This window comes from Paraburkholderia kururiensis JCM 10599 = LMG 19447 (assembly GCF_003986935.1).
Lineage (GTDB): Bacteria > Pseudomonadota > Gammaproteobacteria > Burkholderiales > Burkholderiaceae > Paraburkholderia > Paraburkholderia kururiensis.
In genome coordinates this window covers 36,247-59,019 of sequence record NZ_RJZE01000015.1, presented here as the reverse complement: position 1 = coordinate 59,019, position 22,773 = coordinate 36,247, and the positions used below count along the sequence as shown (strand labels likewise).

The following is a 22,773-nucleotide window of genomic DNA, read 5'->3' as shown; positions in this document are numbered from 1 at the left end:
GAGTTATTTTTGTGACGATTCTTGTAATCCTTACTTTGACTAGGCAACATTACCCCCATAATGTTGCCTAGTTTCGGTATGGTCTTTTCCCGGTCTACCACAGAATCAACCGAGCATTTATCCCAGCAAAAGGGTAAGAATGGATGACCTGCCCGACAAGCTGCGCCGCAACGTGGTCGTGCTGTCCGCGGCGATCGTTGCGATCACCGTGTTTCATCTGTCGTTCAAGCCGAGCGGCACGCTGCTCGGCTTCGCCGAGGTTGGCAACGTCACGCCGCTGAAAGTGTGGCTCGCTCTCTCGGCGGTGCTCGCGTACGTGTTCCTCCGCTACTGGTTTCACGACGACACCGATCGGGATCTGCGCGCGCTGGTGGACCACTACCGGGGGCTGCGGTATGCCGCTATTCAACGGCGCCTCACAGCTGACGTCCGGGCTTACCTGCTACGGCACCGTCGTCAGCCCCGATGGACTGAAGGCTTTGAGGCAGTGGAGGGGGACGTGTTTGCGCAGGCCTATGCCGACTTCGGGGGGCCGGCGGCCGTAGACCTGAAACCCTCAGTGCAGCATCCGGACCATTCGCCGTGGTCCGGGGACGTTGGGTTCACGATTGCCGTGCAATGGCGCGGCGGGCAGAGCCGGGGCCTCAGTGGCGGCCAGCGATATCAGTACCGGCTGCCACGTCTTGTCGCAACTGCTATTGCGGGGGAGAGCATGCTGCGCACGGCGACGTATTCAAAAAGCGCGGTCGACCTGCTCGTGCCCATCGCGCTGAGTATCGCCGCGGGTGCGATGTGCGTTGGGCAGCTTATCGGGGCGATGGCGGCGTGATCCCGCGTGTGCGCCTTAAGGCGATCGTCAAAGCGGCGATCCGACAGCTGAACGAGCCCAGCATGCGCGAGAGCCGCACGCTGGGCTACAAAGTGGATATCCGATAGCTACCAGATGGCTATCGGATATCCACTTGAGATCAGGTTTTATGTCAATGTCATGCCTAATTTCTTCACTGAGCGATTAGGGTATCAGCGGATGACGAGCAGCGTATCCCGGGCACAGATCAAATCCGCGGCCAGCTATTTCCGCGCGATCGAGACGCTTGATCGGCTATATAAGGTTCGTCGGCAGGAGCGTTCCTGTACCGGCGAGGAAACGATGAATATGTTCCTCCTGGAACACGTCCATTTGGATGGAGACCTTGAAGGGCGCCAGGAAGACGTCCTGATCGAAAAACTCGAAAAGCGTATTTTTTCTTATCTCGATTCACTATCCGACGAAAAGCGCGCTGCTCTGAAAAAGAGCAGCCGCAAGCACACGCATCGGGATCTGTTCTTCGAGTACGAGGACCGCAAAGAGCGGGACACTTGGCAAAAAGGGCGTTGGCCGGGCGACAACCTTTCGCAATGGCAAATCGAGCGAGGAAGATCTATGGGCCAAAAATGGTCGACCCAGCTGCTGCTTGATTGCATGCCAACCACTGATCGGGCGAGCCAGCTTCTCGCACGGCAGCAGCAGGTGAACCGATTCTTGTCATGGGCAGCCGAGCCGGCTGGCGATCCTCAAACTGAAGCTGAACGGATCGTCACATTCGTGGAAGCCGTATGGCAAGCTCAATCTGGTTATCGACATATCGTCGGACTGGGCGCACACCAGAAGGCCTTCCAGCAGTTGCGCCAACGTCACTTTTTCCCGGACCTGATCGAACTGATCGACGCGCCGGAACTGGCTCATCACGAGCCTAATGGGACACTGACAACCGAACGTAAAAGGCAGTTGCTGTTGCTTGGTACCTTCGCCTGGCGCGGGATGCTGCTCACCTATGAGCGCTTCTGGAGTCCCGATGGATGGCGTCTGAAAAGCGGCTTTCAATGGCGCGCGGCGACGAGCTGCCACTGGCCCCAGACTCGTCCTTTTCTGACCTTGGCGGACGTGCTGCCACAACCGCATGCATACGAGTGGGAAGACTTCGCGAAAGCCTGCCAGGCCTGGGGGATCAGGAAGGAAACCAAGACTAGCAAAGGCCTACCTCGAACCCAGCGTCAGCTGCAGTGCGAACACTGCCTGAACTGGGTGTTTTCAGACGCGAGCAAGCGACTCGCTCTGGCAGGGATTCGGGGAAGATATTGTCTCTCGTGTTATCGGACTTTGCGGATGGCACGTGCGTTAAAAGAGCTGGAACAAATAAAGAAGCCATCAACCTCGCTGAGCGGCCGCAAAAAATTCTGGGAGTAGCGGACACATTTGTAAGACGTGATAGAATTGTGGCGTTATGGTGCGGTAATTGCACCCAAGCGAATCGATGACATTTCGCCCGGCCCGGTAGACCGTACCGTCAACGAACGGCAATCCCCGGACAAACCAGCGAATGCCCTCGACAAAAATAACGCGCCCGGCGCGCCCCGGCGACACAAGCACTGTCGCCGCTGATTGTCGGACAGAGAGATGTGTTTTTAATTTGACGTCGCGCCGTTGTGCGCGGGCTACCGACCATATTGGCGGTGGCAAGAAGAACAAGCTGCCAGTGGCGCATAGCGCTGCGAGTTGTCGTCATTAGACAGATGACGTCAGGGCGAGCAGTGCATAGGTAGAGCACCGGTTGTTTAATTGGCGGCGTAAGCCTCGCTCGCCCTAAATTTCTGAGACCTGCACGTCGCAAGCTTGCAGGTTTTTTTGCGCTTACCACCCTGTTGTTCATCCGAGCCTGTTCTTTTTGACCGGGGAACTGAGATGGACAGTTGGAGTTCACGATTGTGATTCCGAGGCTCTAATGGCTCACTTGGGGGGGCGGAGCCGTTGTTTTTCGTGTAGCATTTTCGCGTGGGGCCTTCGTGCGCCCCCGCTTTTCGCAAAAGGCCGCCGCGTGCGGCCTTTTGCATTTCTGACCCGCCCATCGAGGCGGGTTTTTTATTGGCACAAGCAAAAATGAAAAAGGTCAATTGGACCCTGATCATCGTCGCCCTCATCCATGCGTTCAAGGTAATCACGGTTACCGCGATTCATGCGCATGAGGCGATCACGGTGACCCAGATCCAGCACCTCCTTCACTAAGCGCCAATCCCGATCCTTCTTACCGTCACCCTGCTGTCCGTGACGGGTCGGTGATTTTTTTGGCCACTGACCTGTCGTGAGATTCTCGCGGCCTTCTATATGTGATAATGTCCTTTATCAAACATATGGGAAGAGGCCATGGCCGACGTCGAAAAGCTTCAGCTCGTCCTGCGTTCGTCGGTCAACGACGACCCCTTTGCGGGGCAGGACAGTCAATATGTCCGCGACATGAAGCAGTTCATGGCGGTTGTGGAGTCACAAGGCGGCCGGCTTGTGCCGCCCCGCCTCGCGATGGACAGCGCCGAGATCCAGACCGTGCTGGAGTTTGTCCAGCCGCTGACCCATGACGCCCTCAAGATTCTCGGGGCCGCCCTAGTCGCTTGGGTTCACGGGAGAGCCGGCCGCCGAACCGAAGCCAGCGGCTTCGGCATCAGGGTCAAGGCGAACTCGGCCGAAGAAGCGGAGCGTCTCATCGACAAGCTGGCCGCTGTGAAGAAAACTAGCCATGCAAAGGACAAGAAGCATGACTGAGATCGTCGTCCGGTCTTCGGCGACGGTGCCTGCCTTGGTCATCGCGGCCGGCGACCGCGCCAGCGTGCGCTTCCTCGAATTCTTCGCATCGGAGATCCGCAACCGGCACACGCGGCGGGCGTACGCGCGCGCGGCTGCGGAGTTTCTGGACTGGTGCGGCGGTGTCGGCGTGCCGTCGATCGCGGCCGTGCAGCCGCTGCACGTGGGGAGCTGGATCGAGCTGCAGACGGCCACGCACGCGGCGCCGACCGTCAAGCAGCGCCTCGCAGCCATCCGCCACCTGTTCGACTGGCTCGTCACCGGCCAGGTCGTGCCGCACAACCCTGCGGCGTCGGTACGCGGACCCAATCACTCGGCGCGCACCGGCAAAACGCCCGTGCTCGAGGCGGCCGAGGCGCGACAGCTCCTGGATGCCATTGACGTGACCACGCCCGTGGGGCTGCGGGACCGAGCGCTAATCGCGCTGATGGTGTTTTCGTTCGCGCGCGTGGGCGCCGCGCTCGCCATGCGCGTCGAGGACGTCTACGTACAGCAGCGGCGCCTGTGGGTGCGCCTGCGCGAAAAGGGCGGCAAGGCGCACGCGATGCCCTGTCACCGCACGCTCGAGGGGTACCTGCACGCCTATATCGAGGAGACCGGCATTGCCGGCGAGCCGAAGGGGCCGCTGTTTCGCACGATCGCGCGCGGCACCGGAGAGCTCAGCACTACACCGCTACCGCAGGCGAACGCCTACGCGATGGTGCGCCGACGCGCACTCGCGGCTGGCATCGCCACGAAGATTGGCAATCACACGTTCCGCGCGACCGGCATCACCGCCTACCTGAAGAACGGCGGCACGCTCGAGAACGCCGCGGCGATGGCTAATCACGCGTCGACGCGCACCACGCAGCTGTATGACCGCCGACGCGAAGACGTCAGCCTCGACGAGATTGAACGCATCCGCCTGTAATGGGCCGTGGCCGGCAGGGGCATGCCGCTGTACCAATGCGTCGACCCTTGAGCCGACAACCCCGCGCGCAAGCGCGTTTTTTAAGGAAGGTAGCCGCTCAGTAGGCTTCGTAGAGAAAGGGCCGTGCGAGGTATTTTTATAATCGTAAAATACCTCAAAATCGATCTAGGGAGCATTACCGCTAGGTAGGACCGATCTGTTGCGGTTGCCGCCACGCTCTTTCTGTGAGGTGCCGGCCGTGCAAGAAGGGATGTTCGTCGTTCACACGCCCCAACGAGTCGAACGGACAGTCCTAGTAGGACCTCGTTCAAAATCAATCGCTTAACGAAAAGTATGTGATCCTGCGGTCGCTCGCGACTTGCACGCTGCTTAACCAAACGGCCGCCCTTCCGATGGTGGGAAAATTTGTGAGGGAGTTAGATGGCTGACAAGGCGCCGACACAACAATCGCTCGAAGTTCTGTACGGACGAGATATTGCCCGTGAGCTAATCGCCGCCCGTGCCGCTGCCCGGATCAAGAGCGCCGTGGCTTCCTCGCGCGAACCCGCGCTGGACCTCGAGGTCGCACTCTCACGCGATATCCGAGCCGCGATCGAGGCTCTCGCCGAAAAGGCCGTACAGCCAATATTTCTGGACGTCCCTCTCACGGCTGTCGTTGCCCTTGGCCACAAGAACTTCGCACCCGAAGCCCGGACATGGCGCGTGCTGCTGCAAGGGGTGCATGGCGTAGGCTGGCGCGACGAGTCGATCGGCTGGATGGAATCGGAAATCGGCCTTCGCTGGTTCCCGGCTGAATGGGCGGCCGAGCCGCTAAAGATGACCGGTGTCGGAGGTGCCTTGCTCTGCGCGAACGGGATGCATCGACTCGTGGGCACAGTATGCTGGCTGGCAACCTCACAAGGATCAGGTGCTCAGTTACGCAAAGTCGCCGTCTGCCTGCGTCCACTTTATCCTCGCGTGCGCCGACTTCTCGCCGGCGCACATCGGCGCGGCGCGCGCGTCGACGTTGCGCTGGTCGACGACACCCGCGCCTATCTCCGGGTTGTCCTTTCGAAAGCCGTGCTGCTCCATGTATGCGAGGATGGCCGGGTTGCGCGGGTGGTGCTTGCCCGGACATTGTGGCGTCGTATCCGTCGTGGCCAGTGGCAGCGAAAGGACAGCATGAAGCTCGCCGGCCTGTCATGGCAAACGCTCCCGCCGCGGATCGTCGCCGCGCTTGCCGACGAAGCATGGGTGCGCACGCAGTTCGTTGCTCCAAAGTACGAGCCCTACGAGGGATAATTCTTCATTGACGTGTTGCCGGGGCCCACCTGGTTGACCGTAGTGTCACCAATTGACCCGGCGTTGCCGTATATTCGAACCGATGAATTCGGTGGATATCGAATCGCTTAGTTTTAAACGACCGGGGAGGGATTTTGATGCAAACCGCAGAATTGTTCGTCGTTGTTTTGTTGACGGGCGCGATAGCAGGTGTCGTAACCTACTGGACGCACGAATTCGAGAACTGGAAAAAATGGGCCATTGCCGCAAATTCCGCTGCGATCGTTCTCTTTGCCTCCAAGGATCTCTGGTCTTGGGTACGGTATGAAAGCGGCAGCTTCAATGCATTCATCGATATGTTGGCGACAGGCGTCACGCCGTCAATGATGCTCGGCATGGCTGCTCTCAAAGCCGTAACGTACATCGTCGGACTCGTTGCGGGCGCTCTCTTTGCGCGGCGCGAATACCGCTTTTACTAGGAACCACGGTACCAATTGATCATGGAGCGCACTTCTGGCCATTGGTGGCGATCTCGACTCGCGCGGGCAGGGAGCATGGTAGTGGTGGGATACATCCTCTTCGTGTGGTTTGAGGATCTGCGCAGCGAGCAGACGGAAGCCTGGCTCGCGGCGGGCGGCACGCATGGGACCTGGTCCGCAGTGTTCTTGATGGGGCTTGGTGTGGGCGGGATTCTCGGTGCGCTGTGCGTGCCGGTGCTGATCGATCTATGGAGGACCATCAAAAAATGAGGAATTTCCGGTGAACTCACTACTGATCGCCGCGGCTCTGCCGGTGGCTTACGTTGTCGGCTACTACGCTCTTGTCCTTCGCGCGCCAGCCGCGCTGAGCCGCACAGCTCCCGCTGTCGTCGCCTATGCCGAACGGAAATTTCCGAAGCGCAATGGCGTGGAGGCCGTCCAGATGCTGGTCGTTACTCGCATGGGCATCGGTGCTGGTATCGTCGGTATTGGCAGCATCATCGCGTCGATAATTGCGAGGTAATCATGTTCCGGGACGTGCTCGCTAGTTTCCTGGCCGGTTGCCGGCAGTCCATCGAGGACCAGCGGCGGATCGTTCATGCGGTCGCTGGCCTCTTCAAAGAAAAACCCCCGAGGCCATAGGCGCACGGGGGTTTGTGGTTTAGGGCGACACACGCCCGGATTCAGCCCGCATTGGGCTACCTTTTCTGCTGTCGTCGTTTCGCATGGACGAGCTTTCTCCTGGCATCAGCCATTGCGCGGAAAATCCGCGTTTTTTAAAGGGCCTCGACGGCCATCGTCATAGTTACGGTTCGCTCTCGAACCACTGATACTCGTTGCCAAACAAGGTCGGGCCGCCAAGCCCGACCGGGCCACACAACACACACACGTCACAACACACGCTGCGGCCTTTCGCTCCCTCGGCCCCATCACTGCCAGGTGAACAGGGGAGATCCACGCTACTGAGCCACGCTCCCACGCTTTTGCCTACCTTGGTGCCACCCAAGGTCAACGGCAGTCAGCGCTTCCCGTGTTAGATCACCGCTACTACGTTGCACAACGCCTGCTGACTCCACTACGCACGCTTGGGGCTCGGCCCCTACCTCCCCGAAGGGAATTTCGCCGTCCCGAGGTTCCAAAGCGGATCGGCTACTACGTACGCGCTTCTTCGTCACCTGACTGGCCCAAGGCTTCCACCCCTTAGGCTACAGGCTTTATGCAACTCCGCACAGCATCCTCGAGGGATGCCGTTACACGCTTGAGCTATACAGGTCGCCCGCGGTTTCCCACGGTGCGAACGGCGTCACACGAAGGGTTGCCTCGCTTATTTTTGCTCGCCGCCTAGTGCATTTCTGCACTCTTACCAGCCTACGTGTGCGGAACGTGTCCAGCTCTTTCGATACTGCCCACGTCCGGGACTTTCACCCGGTTTCGCGTATGACCAGGACCGGCGGGCATTTCCTCCCGCCGTCCGTGTCCACGTCGCCCAACACTCGCCCCTATACGGGGATTGGGTCGAAAGGTGGAATTGCACCACCTAGCGCCCGTTGCAGCATGGCGAGCCCTATTAGAGGCACCACGCTACGGCGTGCTTGCCGGCATTGGCGTGCTGGCTTCAGCGACGTGTGTGTGTTGGCGGGGGATTGGCGGCCCCCCTTTTGGTATTACATGCAGAGGGTGGCGGCCTCTTCCCCGTTTCGCACGGTCGCATCGACATGCGCCGCCGAAAAGTATGTGCGGACGACTTCACGCCCGGCCAGTCGGCCAGGCTCCAGCGGGCTGCGCCCTCGGGGCTGGACGATGCCGACGTGGCTCGCTGGCCACGATCGGCACCGTCCAGCGGACGGCTTCACCGTCCAAGGAACCTCTTGTTATCAAGTCTCGCGCATCTGGATTATTTACATGCCCAAAACCCTTATAGAGTGTGGCAGGTCACTTTATTAGGTCTCGGCTATGCACGCGCACTACCGGCATATTTTCGTCCTGATGCAGCGTGTTCAGGATGCGGTAATCGATGGCTACGACCGCTATCAGTTCATCCATTGCAGTGCGACCAAAGCCGCTCAGCTCTCCCGGCAGTTCGCCGCAGAATACGAGACCGAGATCAGCAAGCAGGCCAGGTACCGGCGAAAGATGGCCGGAATCGCACGGGCGCGGTTTTTCTCTGTCGAGGAGGACGGAATTGTGACGGGCTTTCTGATGGCCACGGAGGGAAAGGGGCTGATTGGACGCGAGACGATGCACGACCCGACGAAGAAGCGCATCGCCGTAGGTAGCTACGAGCTTGTGCATGACGGCGTAGGCTGGTCGTGGCGGTTCACTCAGGAGGCCATCAAGCAATGGCGCAAGCGGATCCACGACGCGATCGCGCGAGACAATCTCGCGCAGTTGCTCACCACTATCCGGCATCTGTACCGCTCGGCCGGATTCCGCATCGTCCGAAAGCAGATCGGACAGCTTGCAAACTACATCCGCGGCGAGTGGCGGCGCTTACGCAAGGGCGCTCCGCCCGACTTGCCGACGTTTTTGTACTACATGCGACGCCTGCCTGACGACTGGACGCCAGCGGGCGCAGTGCCTAGCGCGATTGCTCGCGGCAGACCACAGAAGCCTCATTTCATCGAACTGCCACACGTGCAATCAGAAAACTGATAGCAGAAATTGCATGCAGTTTCGTGATGTGAGTGCGATCAGAAGATTGATTGCACGCGCATATTCTGCATTTATGCAATCAAAAAACTGATCGCATACCACAGACCTGTCGGCGTTGCCGCCACGTGTAATCGCTAAGGTACAAATGAATTAATCGCCGCTCGCCAGAGCGTGTAGCTTGGCCCTCTTACCATCGGGAGTCAGCCATGGATCTACGCCGCGCGGTACGCCGGGCCGCGTTTTTCGCCTTCGTGTTTGCCGCCGGTTCGACGGCGCACGCCAATATCAACTCGTCACTCGATGCAATGTGGGCCTCGTCGCCCGGAGGCTCGGTGAGCGGACAGAACGGCATGGGTATCTACGGCCCGTCCTATTACATGCGCGCGCCGGTGCAGAACTACCAGTTGCTGCATATCGACCCACCACGGCTCTCGGCCGGTTGTTCGGGCATCGACTCTTTTTTTGGCAGCTTTTCGATGTTGTCGAGCGCTCAACTCGAGTCGCTCGTGCGAAACATCATCCAGGCGGCGCCGGGCTACCTGATGCAGTTGGCCATCAAGGCGATCTGCGACGACTGCTACGCGATCATGGCGGCGATGAAGCACTACGCCGACATGCTCAACTCCGGCCAGATCAACTCGTGCGCGGTTACCAAGGCCGTAGTTGGCGCGGCAGTGAACACGGTCAGCGCGGCTGACTCGGTCGGCGGGACCTCAGCGCTTCAGACTGCTGCGGAAAACGCCGCGGGCGTCGCCAAGGGCTGGTATTCGGACATGTTCGCGGGTTTGAACGCCGCATTTACCAACGGCCCAAATGCTAACCGGGGCGCGCGGCAGAACGACACAACGGGATACCGGAACTCGTTTTTCAACACGATGTTCGCGACGGGCGCTGTCAATACGATCGATCTGGGTGTGTTCGGCGGTCAAGAGCCGGGTATGGAACTGATGATGAGCCTCTTTGGCACATCGGTGGTGCCCGACATCAATAACAGTCCTGCGTCGACTTCGCCGAAAGACGACAAGACCTTCGCGGCTACTCTCACCTGGAGCGACCTGAAAGAAGGCTACGATCCGGCAAAGCCACGCATTGCCTACCAGTGCAACGATTTTCAGGCAAACGACGAAGGCTGCCAGCAGATCCAGCAGGCGACCTACACGTATCAGGGCATCCGTCGCTACCTGATCGATCAACTGGCTGGCGTCCAGTCTGCCGCGCCGGATAGTACAGCAGGCCAACCGGGGAACATCATCACCGCGATCCAGTCAGGCTCGATTATCGACTTCATGAGTAAGGGCGTGGCGCTCACATCGACGCAGCAGGCCTTCGTTGGCAGCCTCGGCGTGAACATGCAGCAGATGATCATGGAGTTGTCTTCGATGAACCAGAACGACGCTCTCCAAATCTACAACCAGCTGGTCGACGCGATGGCAGATCAGGTCACGGCGTCGGTAGCTTATGCCATCGTCAGCGCAGTACGCCAAGCCTACAACCCGACCACTCAAGCGTCCCAATCGATTGACAACACGATGAAGCGCATCGTGCCGATGAGCGACTCGCAGAAGGCCGCACTTGCACAGTTTGAAAGGGATGCTCAGCTGCACAACAATTTCGAAGAGCGCGCACACCGCGTCATGATGATCGTCGACGAGCTCAAAACGTTAGGCTCGGAAAGTGTAGCCGTGAGCAATACGCGCTGACCTTGCCCACAGCCTCGCGGCCTTTCGGCCGCGACCTATGCACAACCGGCCCCAGGGCGGGCACAGGCGCCCGGCCGGTTGCACACAGGCGATGGGCTGTGGACAAGAATCACAAATTCCTGTTGCCCGAATAATTCTCTGCAGAGATCTCCGGTTAGCTTTGGCATTGAGCTGTCTCCCGATCAGCGCAAACTCTGCCGCCCAGCCTGTATTTCCAACTGTGAGCAGTTCTCATTCGACATTGAGACATGACGATAGGCCTTACTACCGAGTCGGCATTGCCCGTACCGACGACTTCCCCACGGGCTCTTCGCTTGAGTCTGTCATCGTGAACCCGTGAAGGAGCAAAGATGCAAGCGATTATCGGCGTTTTGGTAGCGATTACCATCGGGCTACTTGAGACAGGGAGCGTCATGCATTGGATCACCCTTGGCGCCCGCAATGTGCAGACCGCGGTCGCGGCGAGTCAACTGGTTATTTTCGATAATGCTGCCGCGGAGTATGTCGCCGACAATTCATCGACGCTCATGTCGACGGCATCCACCACTACGCCAGTCTCCGTGACCGCTGCGCAGCTGATTGCCGCCGGTGATCTGCCGAACGGCTTCGCTGCGAAGAATCCCTTTGGTCAGACTCTTCAGCTGCAGGTTCTGAAATCGGCTACTGGCACGCTTCAGCCGCTCGTGATTTCGACTGGTCCGGCAATCACGAATCAGGAGCAGCTTGTACAGGTCGCTGCCCAGGCGGGAGCGCAGGGTGGTTTTATCCCCTACGCGAATCAGGCCGGGGCCGGCATGACATCGAGCAACGCCTATGGCACGTACGGCACTTGGCAGGTCTCGATGACTGGTTATACCAATCCGGGCGCGGGGCATTTGGCATCTCTGCTTGCGTTCAACGGAGCGATGAACAGCAACAATTATCTATATCGGAATCTGGTCGCCAATGAGCCCCAGCTCAACGACATGAACACCAGCATAGGGATGAACAACAACAATATCACGGGGGCAAACCAGCTCAGCACACAAAGCTTGCAGGCACTCGCAAATGGTTCGATGGCAGCGCCGTCGGTGACGCTCGCGAACGGGAAAGTTGTGTCGTTCAATCAGATTCCCGAAGGGGGCGTGCTTGGTCTCGTCGGTGCAAACGGGCAATTCGTGTATCTCGAAAGCGATAACGGTATGTTCCGGTTGGTCAACAGCCCATGGAATCTGCAATTGTTCTCGGTTGACCAGAGCGGAAACGTGGTGGCCAACGGAAACATTTCCACTGGCGCCACGGTGCAGGGAGGTACGCTCTATTCGACCGGGAACCTACAGGTCAATGGCGACTCGCAGGTCAACGGCAACAGCACGACCCTCGGGCAAATCCAGTCGGGCGGCAACATGATTTCGGGTGGCTATGTCCTTGTAAACGGGGCTGCGACCGTCGGCGGTGCCTGTCCGGGGCCGCAGTACATAGGGGCGGGCGCAACCGGGCCACTTCTTTGCGAATCTGGCGTGTGGACGGCTGCGAGTTCTCCGCCCGGGTCTATCTGCGGTTTGGTCACAGGTGACGGGACGACCGGAAGCCTGTGCCAAGGATATAACCCTTATCTTGGTTGCCCTCCAGGATACGCCCGAATTCACTGGAGCATCTCGCAATTCGGCCCGGATAACGAGCTGGCGTTTTGCACGCAGCAAAGCGCGACGGGTGGAAATTATGGTAGCTGATCCGCCTGCGATGCATTGTGTGGTCAGTCGGCTCGGCACCCTCCGGAACGATGTGTGGCGGCGTCGATATCGCGGAAACACCGGCCAGCCGCCAGGTGGTGGAACACCCTACGTTCGATGCCAAGGGCTGGCTTTCCTGACTCAATGGTGCTTGGCCGGATTCACGCTTGCATGGACCTATGCAGCGGATACAACTGGTTCTTCGCCTGCGACAAGACCTGAGGAGCCGTGACGTGCAAAACAAGACTTCGTGCGTGCTTGCAGTTATTACCGGGTTCGCCGCTCTTCTTTTCAGTGGAGGGGCATTCGCGCAAGCGAGTTCGACCTTCCCTGTCTACTGGAGTGCGGGCGACCCGCAACCCATCGCCAACGCCTTCACCAGTCTTGCCGCGTTTTTCGGCAATGGGGACAGCGGCTCGGCCGTAATGACCGGCGGGCTGCTTGCCGGCGCGCTGGCCGGACTGGTTGTCACCCTTTTCGCTTCGGCAACCAAACAGCAATTCCTGGTTGGTCCCTGGTTCGTGGCTACGATCGTCTCGATGGTGATGTTTACCAACCACACTACGATCACAGTCCAGCCGTATTTCAACGACAACGGCACGACGGTGACGCCCGAAACTATCGTGGTGAACAACGTGCCGGTCGGCATCGCCTACCCGGCTGGGCTGGCCAGTTTCATGACCAAGGCAGTAACGGACAAATTCCTCCAGTGGTTCACCACGTCTGGCGACGGCGGAATCACGGTCGAAGGCACGAACGGGTTGATTTCCCCGCTCAAGATGTTGCTCAAGCTGCAGGAGGTGTACGACTGCTCCAAGGACAGTACCATCTGTCCCAGTATCGTGAGTTTCATGAAGTACTGCCCGGTCAAGACACTGGCCAACCAGGCCATGCAGTCCAATACCGGGATCAGTGACCTGCTGAACAACAATACCAATGGTGCGCCGAACGGGCAGAGGCAGATGGGGGGGTACACCGAGTTTTTTGCACTTCAGACTGACGCGAGCGGCAACCAGACCGTCACATCTACGGCCATGCCGTGCAGTCAGGCTGGACCACAAATCTACGCCGCCATGGCGGCTTATATCGATAGCGACACCTTTACATCCGACGTTCTTTCCAGGGCGGCAACGGCAAATCCCGATGGCCCGTCCACAGTGACCGCGGCGGACAACTCACTGAACCTGCTCGCGGGCAATCTGGCGAGCACAGCGTTGAGCGCCCAGAACCTGACGGCGGGTAACATGCAGTCGCGCGATGCCACGATGATGAACCTTGTCTTCAGCCCCGTCTTCCGGGCCGCGCAGAAGGCATCGCTCGACCAGCAGCAGCCGGCCGTGACCTTCACAACCCTCATGACCAACGCGCGCAACAAGGCCATGATCGACACAGCAGGCGAAGCATCGCTCTTCGAGTCGTTCATGACCAACGCAATGAACGCGTTTTCGTTCCTCTTCATCGTGTTGACGCCGATCGTCGCCATCGTGGCGATCACCATGGGCTGGGGCGGCTTCAAGATCTACGGCTCCTGGCTCATCATGGGGATCTGGAGCCAGAGCTGGCTTCCGATCGCTGCCGTTCTCTCCTACTACATCCAGATCACGTTCTGGGATCGACTGCTGGCTTTCGCCTCGAGCTCGACCATGTCGCCGGCAAGCATCGACAATTTCTATACGCAGGTGAGCAGCACGATTTACACAGGCTCGACGATGATCGCCGCAACTCCGATCATTACGCTCTCGCTGCTGACTGGATCGGTCTACACGATGAGCATGCTGGCAGGGAAAGCGACCGGCACCGGTCGGGACTACATGGACACCGACCGCGCTGCGGGCGATGCTTACGATCTGACGAACGCCGACGCAGCAAAGCATCAGGTCGAATCGCTGGGCTTGCCTTACGCCAATGCAGGCGCCGTCTCGCCGAACGCCGTCGTATCCAATATGTCGGCTGGAAAACCTGCCGACATGAACTCGCTTGGCCCACTGGTCGGGCCGGGAACGCGCGCGGCGGCCGCCACGATCAGCTACGGGCAAGGCGTCGGCGATGCAAGCAAGCTGGCTCAGCAGGTGCAGCTTCAGACGAGCGCTGCGCATCAACGCGTCGAGCAGCTGCAGCACCAGTTGGCCGGTGAGCAGGCACACCTTCATAGTCTTATGCAGGGGATCGACAACAGTGGCCAGATCGTCCATCAAACAGGCAGCGACCAGACCTCTGCCAGCAGCCAGTCCCGGGATGTGAAAACAAATACCTTGTCGACCACCTCGGACTTCTACGGTGCTAAGGCCGGTGGGAGCATCGGCTTCAAAGTTGCTGGCAGTGGCGTCGCGATAGGTGGAGAGGCTGGACACCGGCATGAAGACACTTCGCAGAGGTTAGCGGCTACGGGAAGCCAGGTCAGTGCCGGTCAGACTTTCACAGATGGTGCTAGCGCGTCGACCGGAACCAGCTGGGAACAGAAGGAAATCGACCAAGTGTCGAGCAGTATCAGGGCAACGGAGTCGCAGTTGCAGTCGGCACAAAACAGCTATCAGCAGGCTCTTAGCCAGAGCCAGTCGTTTGCGCATGAGGCTCAGCACGTCATGCAGTCGGGTGTACAAACATCGGTCAATGTTGCTGACCTCGCTACGATGGCCTATCAGCGTAGTGATTCGTCACAGATCGGCGCGGCCGTACAGTCTGCCGTCTATGCCGATGCGATGAAAACGGCACAAGGTATGGCGCAGAACGGTCTCATCAGTGGAGAAAGCGTCGTGAGCAAGGCGCAGGACATCACGAACCAGACGCTGAGAGGCATGAATTTCTCGAGCGCAAGTGGTGTGGCCAGCGGCCTGTCGCAAAGTCTCGGTAGTCAGTCTGCCGGCGTATCGAGTGCGGCGACAGCCGGCGCGGCCGCATTGGCCTCTTCGGCCGGGCACGGCGGTGTTTCCGAGAGCCTGTATGCGAAAGCGGACGTCGATCGCTTTATCAGCTCAGCCGCAAGCAGCGGCACAGGTGGCGCTCTTGCGTCGCTTGCCAATGGGTCAGTTGGAGTCGCGAACTCACCGCTGAATCCGGTATCTGGCCTGTCGGTCGGCGATCATCCCACCCGGTTCGGTAGTGCAGCGGGTGCAGTAGGTATGGGGCCGGGAGGCGGGGGAGCGTTTGAGAATCAGCTCAAGCGGACGCAGGACAAGGTGACGATGGATCAGAGCGTCGACGCGCAAAATCGAGCGGCCAATGTACCGGGGTCACCGGAACAGGCTGCTGCAATCGCACCGGGCCTGCCGCCGCCCTGATTAGGGCGTGGGTAGGAGGCTGAACACATCAATACGAACCACCAGCATCAAGACTACGCCCGATCTCCGCGGCGAGGTCACCGCGCCCGATTTTAGGGGCAATGTTATCCGCGTTGAAATCGAGATCGGTTACGGACTCGATTTCACGCTCGTCGGCAAAGTTCTCGACGTCGATGCCGATGCCGATGCCAAGAAACAGGCACTTGAACTGGAAAACAACGGTTTGCAGGATGCTCACTTTTTGCCCCTTTTCGCTAAAAGGATAGCCACGCGACGGCTTTCCGTAGAGCTTGCTCGAAAAGCGGCGTTGCTTGCATGTAAGACAGTTCCTCGAGGCTGACCGACCCCGAGCGATTGCTCAGCGAGACGACCTCGCCGTGACTGTCGAATCCTAGAACACCATGCCCTTCCTGTGAGTAAAGTCGATTAACGACGTCTAGTTCATCACGATCCTGAGGCACACGGACGTTGATGCCGTGGCCGCGTGCGAATTGCACGAAAAGTAAGGGCAGGAGCGCCCGCGGGGACTTACGCGTGCTCTCAGCAATCGCGCTCACAATGCCGAGAATCACTTCCGGCTCTGCCTGCACATGGAGCGCCTCGACGAGCGCTGTTGGGCTGATCGTTGCTGTAAATACCACGACGGTCTCTTGTGCCGAGGTGTGCTCGGCCTTTCGGACTACAAGTGGGAGAATGCTGACAGCCATAATGCACCTCTGGGTAGGTGGGTTGTGGTTAGGTCCGACGCGGTGTTGGTAGCACCGTGCCGGGCCGCTTACTCGATTAACCAAGCTTCTTGGCAATATCCTCTGCTCGCGGGTGATAGTACCGACGTAGCATCCTAACGTCCCTATGTCCAGTCACCGCCGATAGCTCCAGAATATTGGCGAGCTTGTCCGCGATGCGAGACGTGGCTTCGTGCCGCGTATCATGGAAGTGAACGTCGTTGAGGAAAGCCGGCTCCGGGCGCCTGCCTGCCTCCTTGCAGTCCGCTTCGTAGTCCTCCCGCGCCCGTTCTACGGCCCTAGTAAAGCCCTTTCGGAGCGCCATAGGCGTCGTTGGAAACACCGGGCCCGGCGGCAACGAATCGGCGCCTGCGTCCGGATCTGGACACGACGGTAAGGCCTTCAGAATCGCGACGGCCCGCGACGAAAGCGGAACCGTACGCGCATCGCCATTTTTTGTGTCTGGCAGATGCGCCGTGCGGCGGTCCAGATCGACATTCCGCCAGTGCAACGACAGCAGTTCTCCGCGCCTCATGGCCGTCTCCAGAGCGAGCTGTACCAGCGGCAAGAGCCAAGGGTTCCGTGCGCCACGCCCAAAAGTGCCGTCGTCCTTGCGCTCGCCGCCGGACAGGGCGGCAATCAAATAGCGCTCCTCGTCCGCCGAAAAGCGCCTGTCGCGTGCGCGCGCCTTGGCTGGCCGCCGGAGGTATGGCACCGGATTTTCGACGTGGATACCCCACTCGCGCCGCGCATGGTTCAGAACCGCCGATAACACGTCAATCTCCCGGTTAACGGTCGCCCCCGAGACGATCTTCAATCGGCGATCGCGCCATGCGGCAAGCGCCGTACCGTTGATGGCCGACATTTTTATCCCGACCAGCTCCGTGTCCTTCATAATCACGTCGATCTTGACTGACTCGATTGCCGCCGACTTCACCTTGGTGGGGGTAACCTCACGCTGATACCTGAGCAGCACCGCGCCCAGCGTATTCCTCTCGGCCTCTCGACGGTTGATAAACCCGCTGGTTTCCTGCTCACGCTCGAGCGCCCGTACCCATCGTTCAGCGTCCTCGCGATACATGAACGTCTTTGACACCTGCGGAAAGCCTTTCCGGCGCACCTTGGCCTGCCACTGCAACTCCCCCCGCTTCGTGATCGTTCCCATATCGACCGTTGTCCCAAATCTGTCCCAGAAAATAGTACGCGTCCGCTAAGAGGCCGTCAAATAAAGAAATAACCCCTGCGTTCGGGACGTAGAGGCCGGAGGTTCGAATCCTCTCACCCCGACCAGAATTACTGAAAAACCGCGCACCGTTGCGCGGTTTTTTTTCGCCCGCGATTTCCGGATAGCACAACAGTCTGGCCATCCGGCCAGGCTGGAAGCGTCATCCCCCTCTGATATAGTTGTCCCATCCCTATTTCCTCTTCCCTCTCGACGCGTGGAACAACTCCCCTTATGGGCGCAGATAGGCGCGGTTTTCCTGCTGCTCATCTGCTCCAGCTTCTTCTCCATCTCCGAGACGGCGATGATGGCCATCAACCGTCATCGCCTCAAACATCTGGCAAGCCGGGGCGTCCTCGGTGCAAAGGTCACGCAAGGGCTGCTCGCCCGTACTGACCTGCTGCTCTCGGTCATCCTGATCGGCAACAATCTGTTCAACACCATCATTCCGGTGCTCACCACGTCGATCGCGCTGCATACGTTCGGCCATGACAACGTGGTGCTCTCCATCGCGACCGGCATCGTCGCGTTCCTCATCATCGTGTTTGCCGAAATCACGCCGAAAATTGTCGGCGCCACCTATCCCGAGAAGATCGCGTTGCCGGCAAGTCTGCTCATCGCCCCGTTGATGCGGATCACAAAACCGGTGGTCTGGCTCGTGAACCTCTTCGCCAACAGCCTGCTCAGGCTGCTGCACATCAACACCAAAGGCGCGCGCGAGCAGCGCCTGTCCACCGAAGAGCTGCGCACCATCGTGCTCGAATCCGGCAGCTTCATGCCTACCAAGCACCGCAGCATCCTGCTGAACCTCTTCGATCTGGAAAACATCACTGTCGACGATGTCATGATCCCGCGCCGCCGGATGGAGGCGCTCGACTTCGAAGCACCGCTCGAGGACATCCTTCACCAGCTCGAAACCTGCTACCACAACAAGCTGGTCGTCTACCAGGGCGACATCGACCGTGTATTGGGCATTCTTCACGTGCGCAAAACGCTGGCGGCGCTGCACAACCAGGAACTGGAGCGCGAAACGCTGCGTGAACTGCTCGCGGAGCCCTATTTCGTACCGACCGGGACGCCCGTGTTCCAGCAACTCCAGTACTTCCAGGAATCGCGGCAGCGCACGGCGCTCGTCGTCAACGAGTACGGCGAACTTCAGGGGCTCGTCACGCCGGAAGACATCATCGAGGAACTGATCGGCGAGTTCACCACGTCCATGCCCCGCAGCGGCGCAGCGCGCGGCGGATGGAACGAGGAAGGCGAATGCATTGTGTCGGGCGCCATGCCGCTGCGCGAGCTGAATCGCTGGCTGCAGATTTCGTTGCCAACCGACGGACCCAAGACGCTCAACGGTCTGATCCTCGAAATGCTCGAGGAAATTCCGGACGGAGACGTCTGCGTGCAGATCGGCGACGTGAAGCTGGAGGTGATGCGAAGCGACGATCAGGCTATCCGCACCGTGAAGCTGTTCAGGCCCGGCGCAAAAGGCCGCATGAAAGGCGGCACGAAAGGCAGCAAGACCATGCAGGCATCGCAGCGTTAGCCATCCGGACGAATGCCGGTCGAACCGTCTGTGACCGATGATGAACCATCATCTTTCGCAGGCGGCACAGCGCCGGTTTTCGATGTCTCCTTCGACGTCCCCTTTTACCTCGCAAACGCAGCACGCCCAATCGGAGCGTTCGCGGCCATACGGGCCGACCTCGCCGCAGGAAGGCCATTTGGTCCCGGCTCCCCTTCCTGGCAGTGTGACCGGCGGCACCGCGAGCGCTCGAACCGCAGCCGGCGCCATCCCAGCAAGCTCGCCAACTCGGGCTCGCCCTGCCGATACGCCGCCCGCGCTCCGCGACACGGACAACACGCCCGCCGTCCGGCTGCTCGCCGATACGCTCGAACAAGCTGCGCAACGCAACGCGTCCGACGTGCACATCGAGCCTTTCGAACACGGCTGGCGTTTGAGGCTGCGCGTCGACGGCGTGCTTCACGAACTCGCGCGACCGCCTGCCCATTTGCGCGATGCGTTCGTTACGCGGGTGAAAGTGCTCGCACGAATGGATATCGCCGAACGGCGCGTGCCGCAGGACGGGCGGCTGCGTCTTGCGCTCACAGGTAAGCGCAACGAAGACTATCGCGTCAACTCGTTGCCCACGCTGTTTGGCGAAAAGCTTGTGCTGCGACGCCTCGATGCGCTTCCTGCCGATCTCTCGCTCGCGGCACTCGGACTCGGTCAGGCACAGCAGCACACCGTGGAAGCCGCGATCCGCGCCCCGCACGGCCTTGTGCTCGTGACCGGTCCGACTGGCAGCGGCAAGACGCTCTCCCTGTACTGCTTCCTGCAAATGCTCAACACGGACTCGCGCAACGTGTGCTCGGTGGAAGACCCCGCCGAAATTCAGCTTGCCGGCATCAACCAGGTTAGCGTTCGGGAGAAGGCGGGACTCACGTTCGCGGTCGCCCTGCGCGCATTTCTGCGCCAGGATCCCGACGTCATCATGGTCGGCGAAATCCGCGACGAGGAAACAGCCGACGTCGCGGTGAAGGCTGCCCAGACAGGCCATCTCGTCCTCTCGACGCTGCATACGAACGACGCACCAGCCGCCATCGCCCGCATGATCGACATCGGCGTGGCGCCCTATAACCTTGCGGCGGCGTTGCGCATGGTGACTGCGCAGCGGCTCGTGCGGCGGCTGTGTGCTGGGTGTCGTATGCCGGCAAAAGATTTGGGGGCGTGGCGAGCGGTGGCCGGTGACCGTGCCGACGACTGCTTGCCCTACTCGCCCTGCGGGTGCGCCGACTGCCACGGCATCGGCTATCGCGGGCGAATCGGCGTGCACGAGGTGATGCCGGTCTCAGACGTCACGCGCGAACTCATCGTTCAACGCGCGGGGAGCCACGAAATCGCGAGGCAGGCTCGCGCCGAACACGTGGCAAGCCTGCGCGAAGCCGCGCTCGCGCGAGTCTGCGACGGCACCACGAGTCTCGACGAAGCGCTCTCCGCCACGGAGGTGGCATGAGCGTCGAACGAGCCGAGGCGAACGCTGTTGTCCGCGAACTGCGCTTTGCGTGGCGTGGCATAGACGCCTCCGGGGCACCGCGGCGCGGCTCGCTTGTCGCGCCAAATGCCACTCAGGCGCGCGAAGTGCTCAAACGAGACAACGTATTCGCACTCGAACTTGTGATGCGCGGCACCGCGCCGAGACCCAAAGCGGCCCACGCCGACGTTTCGTTGTTCACGCGTCAACTCGCCAGCCTCTTGCGCGCCGGGCTGCCGCTCGCGCCCGCGCTGAATCTGCTCGCGCAGGCGGAAGGTCCGCGCGGCATGCCGCGCATCGCGGCGGCACTTTCACGCGACATTGCCGCGGGCATCGGCTTTTCTGCGGCGCTCGGCCGGCATCCGGCGCAGTTCGGTCCGCTCTACTGCCAACTGGTCACAGTCGGAGAGGCCTCCGGCGCGTTGCCGGCCGTGCTCGCACGAATCGCAGACGACCGCGAGCGCGCCGCCGCGCAACGCGCCAAGGTTCGCTCTGCGCTGACTTATCCCGTTGCCGTCCTGCTGTTCGCCGTGGCGATCACGGCGGCACTGCTCATATGGGTGGTCCCCACTTTCAAACAGATCTTCGATGGCTTTGGCGCCGCCTTGCCTGCCCCCACCCGAACGGTGCTTGCGCTCTCGAACGCCGCAGCGCGCTGGAGCGGTCCGTTGGCGGCACTCGTCATCGGCTGCTCCTTCGCACTGCGCTGGCTCTTGAGGCGTTCCGACACGGCACGCGTGCGGTTCGGGCGATTCGTGCTCGGCATCCCCATTGCCGGCCCGCTTCTGAAAACCCTCTGCGCCGCTCGCTGGAGCCGCGCGCTTGGAACGCTTCTCGCGGCCGGCACACCGCTTGCCGACGCCTTCGCCTCGCTCTCGCACGCAAGCGGGAACGCCTTCTTCGACCAGGCGAGCGCCGGCATCGCGAACCGCCTGACTCGTGGCGAACGGCTCGCGGCCGCCATGCGTGCGGCGCAGTGCTTCCCCTCCGACGTAGTGCAGCCCGTTGCGGTTGCGGAGGAATCGGGGGCGCTGGATGCCATGCTGCTCGATGTCGCCGCACTCGCCGATCGCCAGGTCGACGAAAAGATCGCCACACTATCGAGCCTCTGCGAGCCGCTCGTGATCGTCGTGCTTGGGGCGCTCGTAGGGGGGCTCGTGATCGCCATGTATCTTCCCATCATTCAACTCGGCAACGTGGTGTAGCATCGCTGCCAGATTCCGTCATCCGTCCATGTCCGCTTTCTTTCCGTTCCTGTCCGATACCGCGCGAAGCGGCTTGACCGGTGTCGCGGGGCATCCGCCCAGCGCACTTACGCTCGCTTTCGGCGCGTTGCCGCAGAGCGTGCAGTTCGGCTTCGCGATCGTCATCGGGCTCGTGATCGGCAGCTTTCTCAACGTCGTCGTGCATCGTCTGCCCATCATGCTGGACCGGGCGTGGCGTGCCGAAGTAACCGATGCAACCGGTCAGCTCTTTCCTGAAGATGGCCTGCCGCCGCGCTACAACCTGTGGCTGCCGCGCAGCGCGTGCCCGCACTGCGGCCACGTGCTGCACGCATGGGAAAACATCCCGGTGCTCAGCTGGCTGCTGCTGCGTGGACGCTGTTCGAACTGCAAGACACATGTGAGCGTGCGCTACCCGCTCATCGAACTCGCAAGTGCGCTGTGCGCAGTAGCCGCCCTCGCCGCATTTGGTCCTACCGGCAAGGCGCTGGTCGCCTTCGGCCTGTGCGCTACGCTGCTGGCGGTCAGCGCCATCGACCTCGACCACCAGTTGCTGCCCGACTCGATGACGTTGCCGCTGCTGTGGGCCGGCCTCATCGTCAATCTGAGCAGTACGTTCGTGAGCCTGCACGACGCCGTGATCGGTGCCATTGCGGGCTATCTCGCACTCTGGTGCGTCTACTGGCTGTTCCGGCTGGTGCGTGGCGTGGAGGGAATGGGCTATGGTGACTTCAAGCTGCTGTCGGCGCTCGGCGCGTGGCTCGGATGGACCGCGTTGCCGCAGATCGTCGTGATTGCCGCTGTTGCGGGCGCAGTCGTCGGACTCGTCGCAACGTGGACAGGCCGTATGCGTTTCGAAGAGCCGCTGCCGTTCGGTCCTTTTCTCGCAGCCGGAGGGCTCGCTACCTTGTTTCTCGGCACACCGTTTTATTTCACGCCGTTTTAACTTCGCGTTCTAACTTCGTAT

20 protein-coding genes are annotated in these 22,773 nt (G+C 60.5%); 17 read left to right on the top strand and 3 right to left on the bottom strand.

Features of this window, described 5'->3' with window-relative positions; translation table 11 throughout:
• Positions 1 to 139: 139 nt before the first annotated feature.
• The 13 genes from PKKP23_RS18835 to PKKP23_RS18780 all read left to right on the top strand — a co-directional run bounded on the left by PKKP23_RS18835 (position 140) and on the right by PKKP23_RS18780 (position 15,604).
• Positions 140 to 829 (top strand): hypothetical protein, encoded by a 690-nt coding sequence (locus PKKP23_RS18835; protein ID WP_126878006.1) that lies wholly within the window; start codon positions 140 to 142, stop codon positions 827 to 829.
• Between the two features lie 114 nt (positions 830 to 943).
• Positions 944 to 2,227 (top strand): hypothetical protein, encoded by a 1,284-nt coding sequence (locus tag PKKP23_RS18830; protein WP_240659059.1) that lies wholly within the window; start codon positions 944 to 946, stop codon positions 2,225 to 2,227.
• A 690-nt stretch (positions 2,228 to 2,917) separates the two neighbouring features.
• A complete protein-coding gene (locus PKKP23_RS34835) occupies positions 2,918 to 3,043 on the top strand; it encodes a hypothetical protein (RefSeq protein ID WP_275094577.1) in 126 nt (41 codons plus the stop codon).
• A 138-nt stretch (positions 3,044 to 3,181) separates the two neighbouring features.
• Positions 3,182 to 3,574: a hypothetical protein gene (locus tag PKKP23_RS18825; RefSeq protein WP_126878005.1), complete on the top strand. Its 393-nt coding sequence runs from the start codon at positions 3,182 to 3,184 to the stop codon at positions 3,572 to 3,574.
• Entirely contained in the window at positions 3,567 to 4,523 is a 957-nt protein-coding gene (locus PKKP23_RS18820; protein WP_161978120.1) for a tyrosine-type recombinase/integrase, read from the top strand. The genes PKKP23_RS18825 and PKKP23_RS18820 overlap by 8 nt, the downstream gene beginning before the upstream one ends.
• 420 nt (positions 4,524 to 4,943) lie before the next feature.
• The gene (locus PKKP23_RS18815; protein ID WP_126878004.1) at positions 4,944 to 5,804 is read left to right on the top strand and encodes a hypothetical protein; all 861 of its coding nucleotides are present in this window, start codon (positions 4,944 to 4,946) and stop codon (positions 5,802 to 5,804) included.
• A 137-nt stretch (positions 5,805 to 5,941) separates the two neighbouring features.
• Entirely contained in the window at positions 5,942 to 6,262 is a 321-nt protein-coding gene (locus tag PKKP23_RS18810; protein ID WP_126878003.1) for a hypothetical protein, read from the top strand.
• Between the two features lie 84 nt (positions 6,263 to 6,346).
• Entirely contained in the window at positions 6,347 to 6,532 is a 186-nt protein-coding gene (locus tag PKKP23_RS18805) for a hypothetical protein (RefSeq protein ID WP_138721039.1), read from the top strand.
• 10 nt (positions 6,533 to 6,542) lie between these two features.
• Positions 6,543 to 6,785, top strand: coding sequence for a hypothetical protein (locus PKKP23_RS18800; RefSeq protein WP_126878001.1), 243 nt, complete (start codon positions 6,543 to 6,545; stop codon positions 6,783 to 6,785).
• A gap of 1,430 nt (positions 6,786 to 8,215) precedes the next feature.
• The gene (locus PKKP23_RS18795; protein ID WP_126878000.1) at positions 8,216 to 8,914 is read left to right on the top strand and encodes a hypothetical protein; all 699 of its coding nucleotides are present in this window, start codon (positions 8,216 to 8,218) and stop codon (positions 8,912 to 8,914) included.
• A 206-nt stretch (positions 8,915 to 9,120) separates the two neighbouring features.
• Positions 9,121 to 10,614 (top strand): conjugal transfer protein TraH, encoded by a 1,494-nt coding sequence (locus PKKP23_RS18790; RefSeq protein WP_126877999.1) that lies wholly within the window; start codon positions 9,121 to 9,123, stop codon positions 10,612 to 10,614.
• Positions 10,615 to 10,964: 350 nt separating this feature from the next.
• The gene (gene pilV / locus PKKP23_RS18785; protein ID WP_126877998.1) at positions 10,965 to 12,326 is read left to right on the top strand and encodes a shufflon system plasmid conjugative transfer pilus tip adhesin PilV; all 1,362 of its coding nucleotides are present in this window, start codon (positions 10,965 to 10,967) and stop codon (positions 12,324 to 12,326) included.
• Positions 12,327 to 12,559: 233 nt separating this feature from the next.
• Positions 12,560 to 15,604 carry a conjugal transfer protein TraG N-terminal domain-containing protein gene (locus PKKP23_RS18780; protein ID WP_161978119.1) on the top strand — a complete coding sequence of 1,015 codons (3,045 nt, stop codon included), beginning with the start codon at positions 12,560 to 12,562 and terminating at the stop codon, positions 15,602 to 15,604.
• Between the two features lie 28 nt (positions 15,605 to 15,632).
• On the opposite strand, the gene PKKP23_RS18775 is transcribed toward PKKP23_RS18780, so the two are convergent.
• From PKKP23_RS18775 to PKKP23_RS18765, 3 genes are all read right to left on the bottom strand, one after another.
• The gene (locus PKKP23_RS18775; protein WP_126877996.1) at positions 15,633 to 15,842 is read right to left on the bottom strand and encodes a hypothetical protein; all 210 of its coding nucleotides are present in this window, start codon (positions 15,840 to 15,842) and stop codon (positions 15,633 to 15,635) included.
• Between the two features lie 16 nt (positions 15,843 to 15,858).
• Complete coding sequence (locus PKKP23_RS18770) at positions 15,859 to 16,311, bottom strand: hypothetical protein (RefSeq protein ID WP_126877995.1); 453 nt, start codon at positions 16,309 to 16,311, stop codon at positions 15,859 to 15,861.
• A gap of 76 nt (positions 16,312 to 16,387) precedes the next feature.
• Positions 16,388 to 17,494 (bottom strand): site-specific integrase, encoded by a 1,107-nt coding sequence (locus PKKP23_RS18765; protein WP_126877994.1) that lies wholly within the window; start codon positions 17,492 to 17,494, stop codon positions 16,388 to 16,390.
• A gap of 274 nt (positions 17,495 to 17,768) precedes the next feature.
• Here PKKP23_RS18765 and PKKP23_RS18760 point away from each other — a divergent pair, with 274 nt between their 5' ends.
• The 4 genes from PKKP23_RS18760 to PKKP23_RS18745 all read left to right on the top strand — a co-directional run bounded on the left by PKKP23_RS18760 (position 17,769) and on the right by PKKP23_RS18745 (position 22,752).
• Positions 17,769 to 19,094, top strand: a complete 1,326-nt coding sequence (locus PKKP23_RS18760; RefSeq protein WP_176049026.1) for an HlyC/CorC family transporter — start codon at positions 17,769 to 17,771, stop codon at positions 19,092 to 19,094.
• Between the two features lie 247 nt (positions 19,095 to 19,341).
• A complete protein-coding gene (locus PKKP23_RS18755; RefSeq protein ID WP_240659065.1) occupies positions 19,342 to 20,565 on the top strand; it encodes a GspE/PulE family protein in 1,224 nt (407 codons plus the stop codon).
• Positions 20,562 to 21,788, top strand: a complete 1,227-nt coding sequence (locus tag PKKP23_RS18750; protein ID WP_126877992.1) for a type II secretion system F family protein — start codon at positions 20,562 to 20,564, stop codon at positions 21,786 to 21,788. The genes PKKP23_RS18755 and PKKP23_RS18750 overlap by 4 nt, the downstream gene beginning before the upstream one ends.
• 28 nt (positions 21,789 to 21,816) lie before the next feature.
• Positions 21,817 to 22,752, top strand: a complete 936-nt coding sequence (locus PKKP23_RS18745) for a prepilin peptidase (RefSeq protein WP_161978118.1) — start codon at positions 21,817 to 21,819, stop codon at positions 22,750 to 22,752.
• The last annotated feature ends 21 nt before the right edge of the window (positions 22,753 to 22,773 follow it).

What these genes read in the sequence shown, in the direction of transcription:
- PKKP23_RS18810 (WP_126878003.1), top strand. Translation starts at nt 5,942, where the DNA reads ATGCAAACCGCAGAATTGTTCGTCGTTGTTTTGTTGACGGGCGCGATA.
- PKKP23_RS18825 (WP_126878005.1), top strand. Translation starts at nt 3,182, where the DNA reads ATGGCCGACGTCGAAAAGCTTCAGCTCGTCCTGCGTTCGTCGGTCAAC.
- PKKP23_RS18835 (WP_126878006.1), top strand. Translation starts at nt 140, where the DNA reads ATGGATGACCTGCCCGACAAGCTGCGCCGCAACGTGGTCGTGCTGTCC.
- PKKP23_RS18830 (WP_240659059.1), top strand. Translation starts at nt 944, where the DNA reads ATGGCTATCGGATATCCACTTGAGATCAGGTTTTATGTCAATGTCATG.
- PKKP23_RS18770 (WP_126877995.1), bottom strand. Translation starts at nt 16,311, where the DNA reads ATGGCTGTCAGCATTCTCCCACTTGTAGTCCGAAAGGCCGAGCACACC.
- PKKP23_RS18795 (WP_126878000.1), top strand. Translation starts at nt 8,216, where the DNA reads ATGCACGCGCACTACCGGCATATTTTCGTCCTGATGCAGCGTGTTCAG.
- PKKP23_RS18820 (WP_161978120.1), top strand. Translation starts at nt 3,567, where the DNA reads ATGACTGAGATCGTCGTCCGGTCTTCGGCGACGGTGCCTGCCTTGGTC.
- PKKP23_RS18790 (WP_126877999.1), top strand. Translation starts at nt 9,121, where the DNA reads ATGGATCTACGCCGCGCGGTACGCCGGGCCGCGTTTTTCGCCTTCGTG.
- PKKP23_RS34835 (WP_275094577.1), top strand. Translation starts at nt 2,918, where the DNA reads ATGAAAAAGGTCAATTGGACCCTGATCATCGTCGCCCTCATCCATGCG.
- PKKP23_RS18745 (WP_161978118.1), top strand. Translation starts at nt 21,817, where the DNA reads ATGTCCGCTTTCTTTCCGTTCCTGTCCGATACCGCGCGAAGCGGCTTG.
- PKKP23_RS18750 (WP_126877992.1), top strand. Translation starts at nt 20,562, where the DNA reads ATGAGCGTCGAACGAGCCGAGGCGAACGCTGTTGTCCGCGAACTGCGC.
- pilV (WP_126877998.1), top strand. Translation starts at nt 10,965, where the DNA reads ATGCAAGCGATTATCGGCGTTTTGGTAGCGATTACCATCGGGCTACTT.
- PKKP23_RS18765 (WP_126877994.1), bottom strand. Translation starts at nt 17,494, where the DNA reads ATGGGAACGATCACGAAGCGGGGGGAGTTGCAGTGGCAGGCCAAGGTG.
- PKKP23_RS18815 (WP_126878004.1), top strand. Translation starts at nt 4,944, where the DNA reads ATGGCTGACAAGGCGCCGACACAACAATCGCTCGAAGTTCTGTACGGA.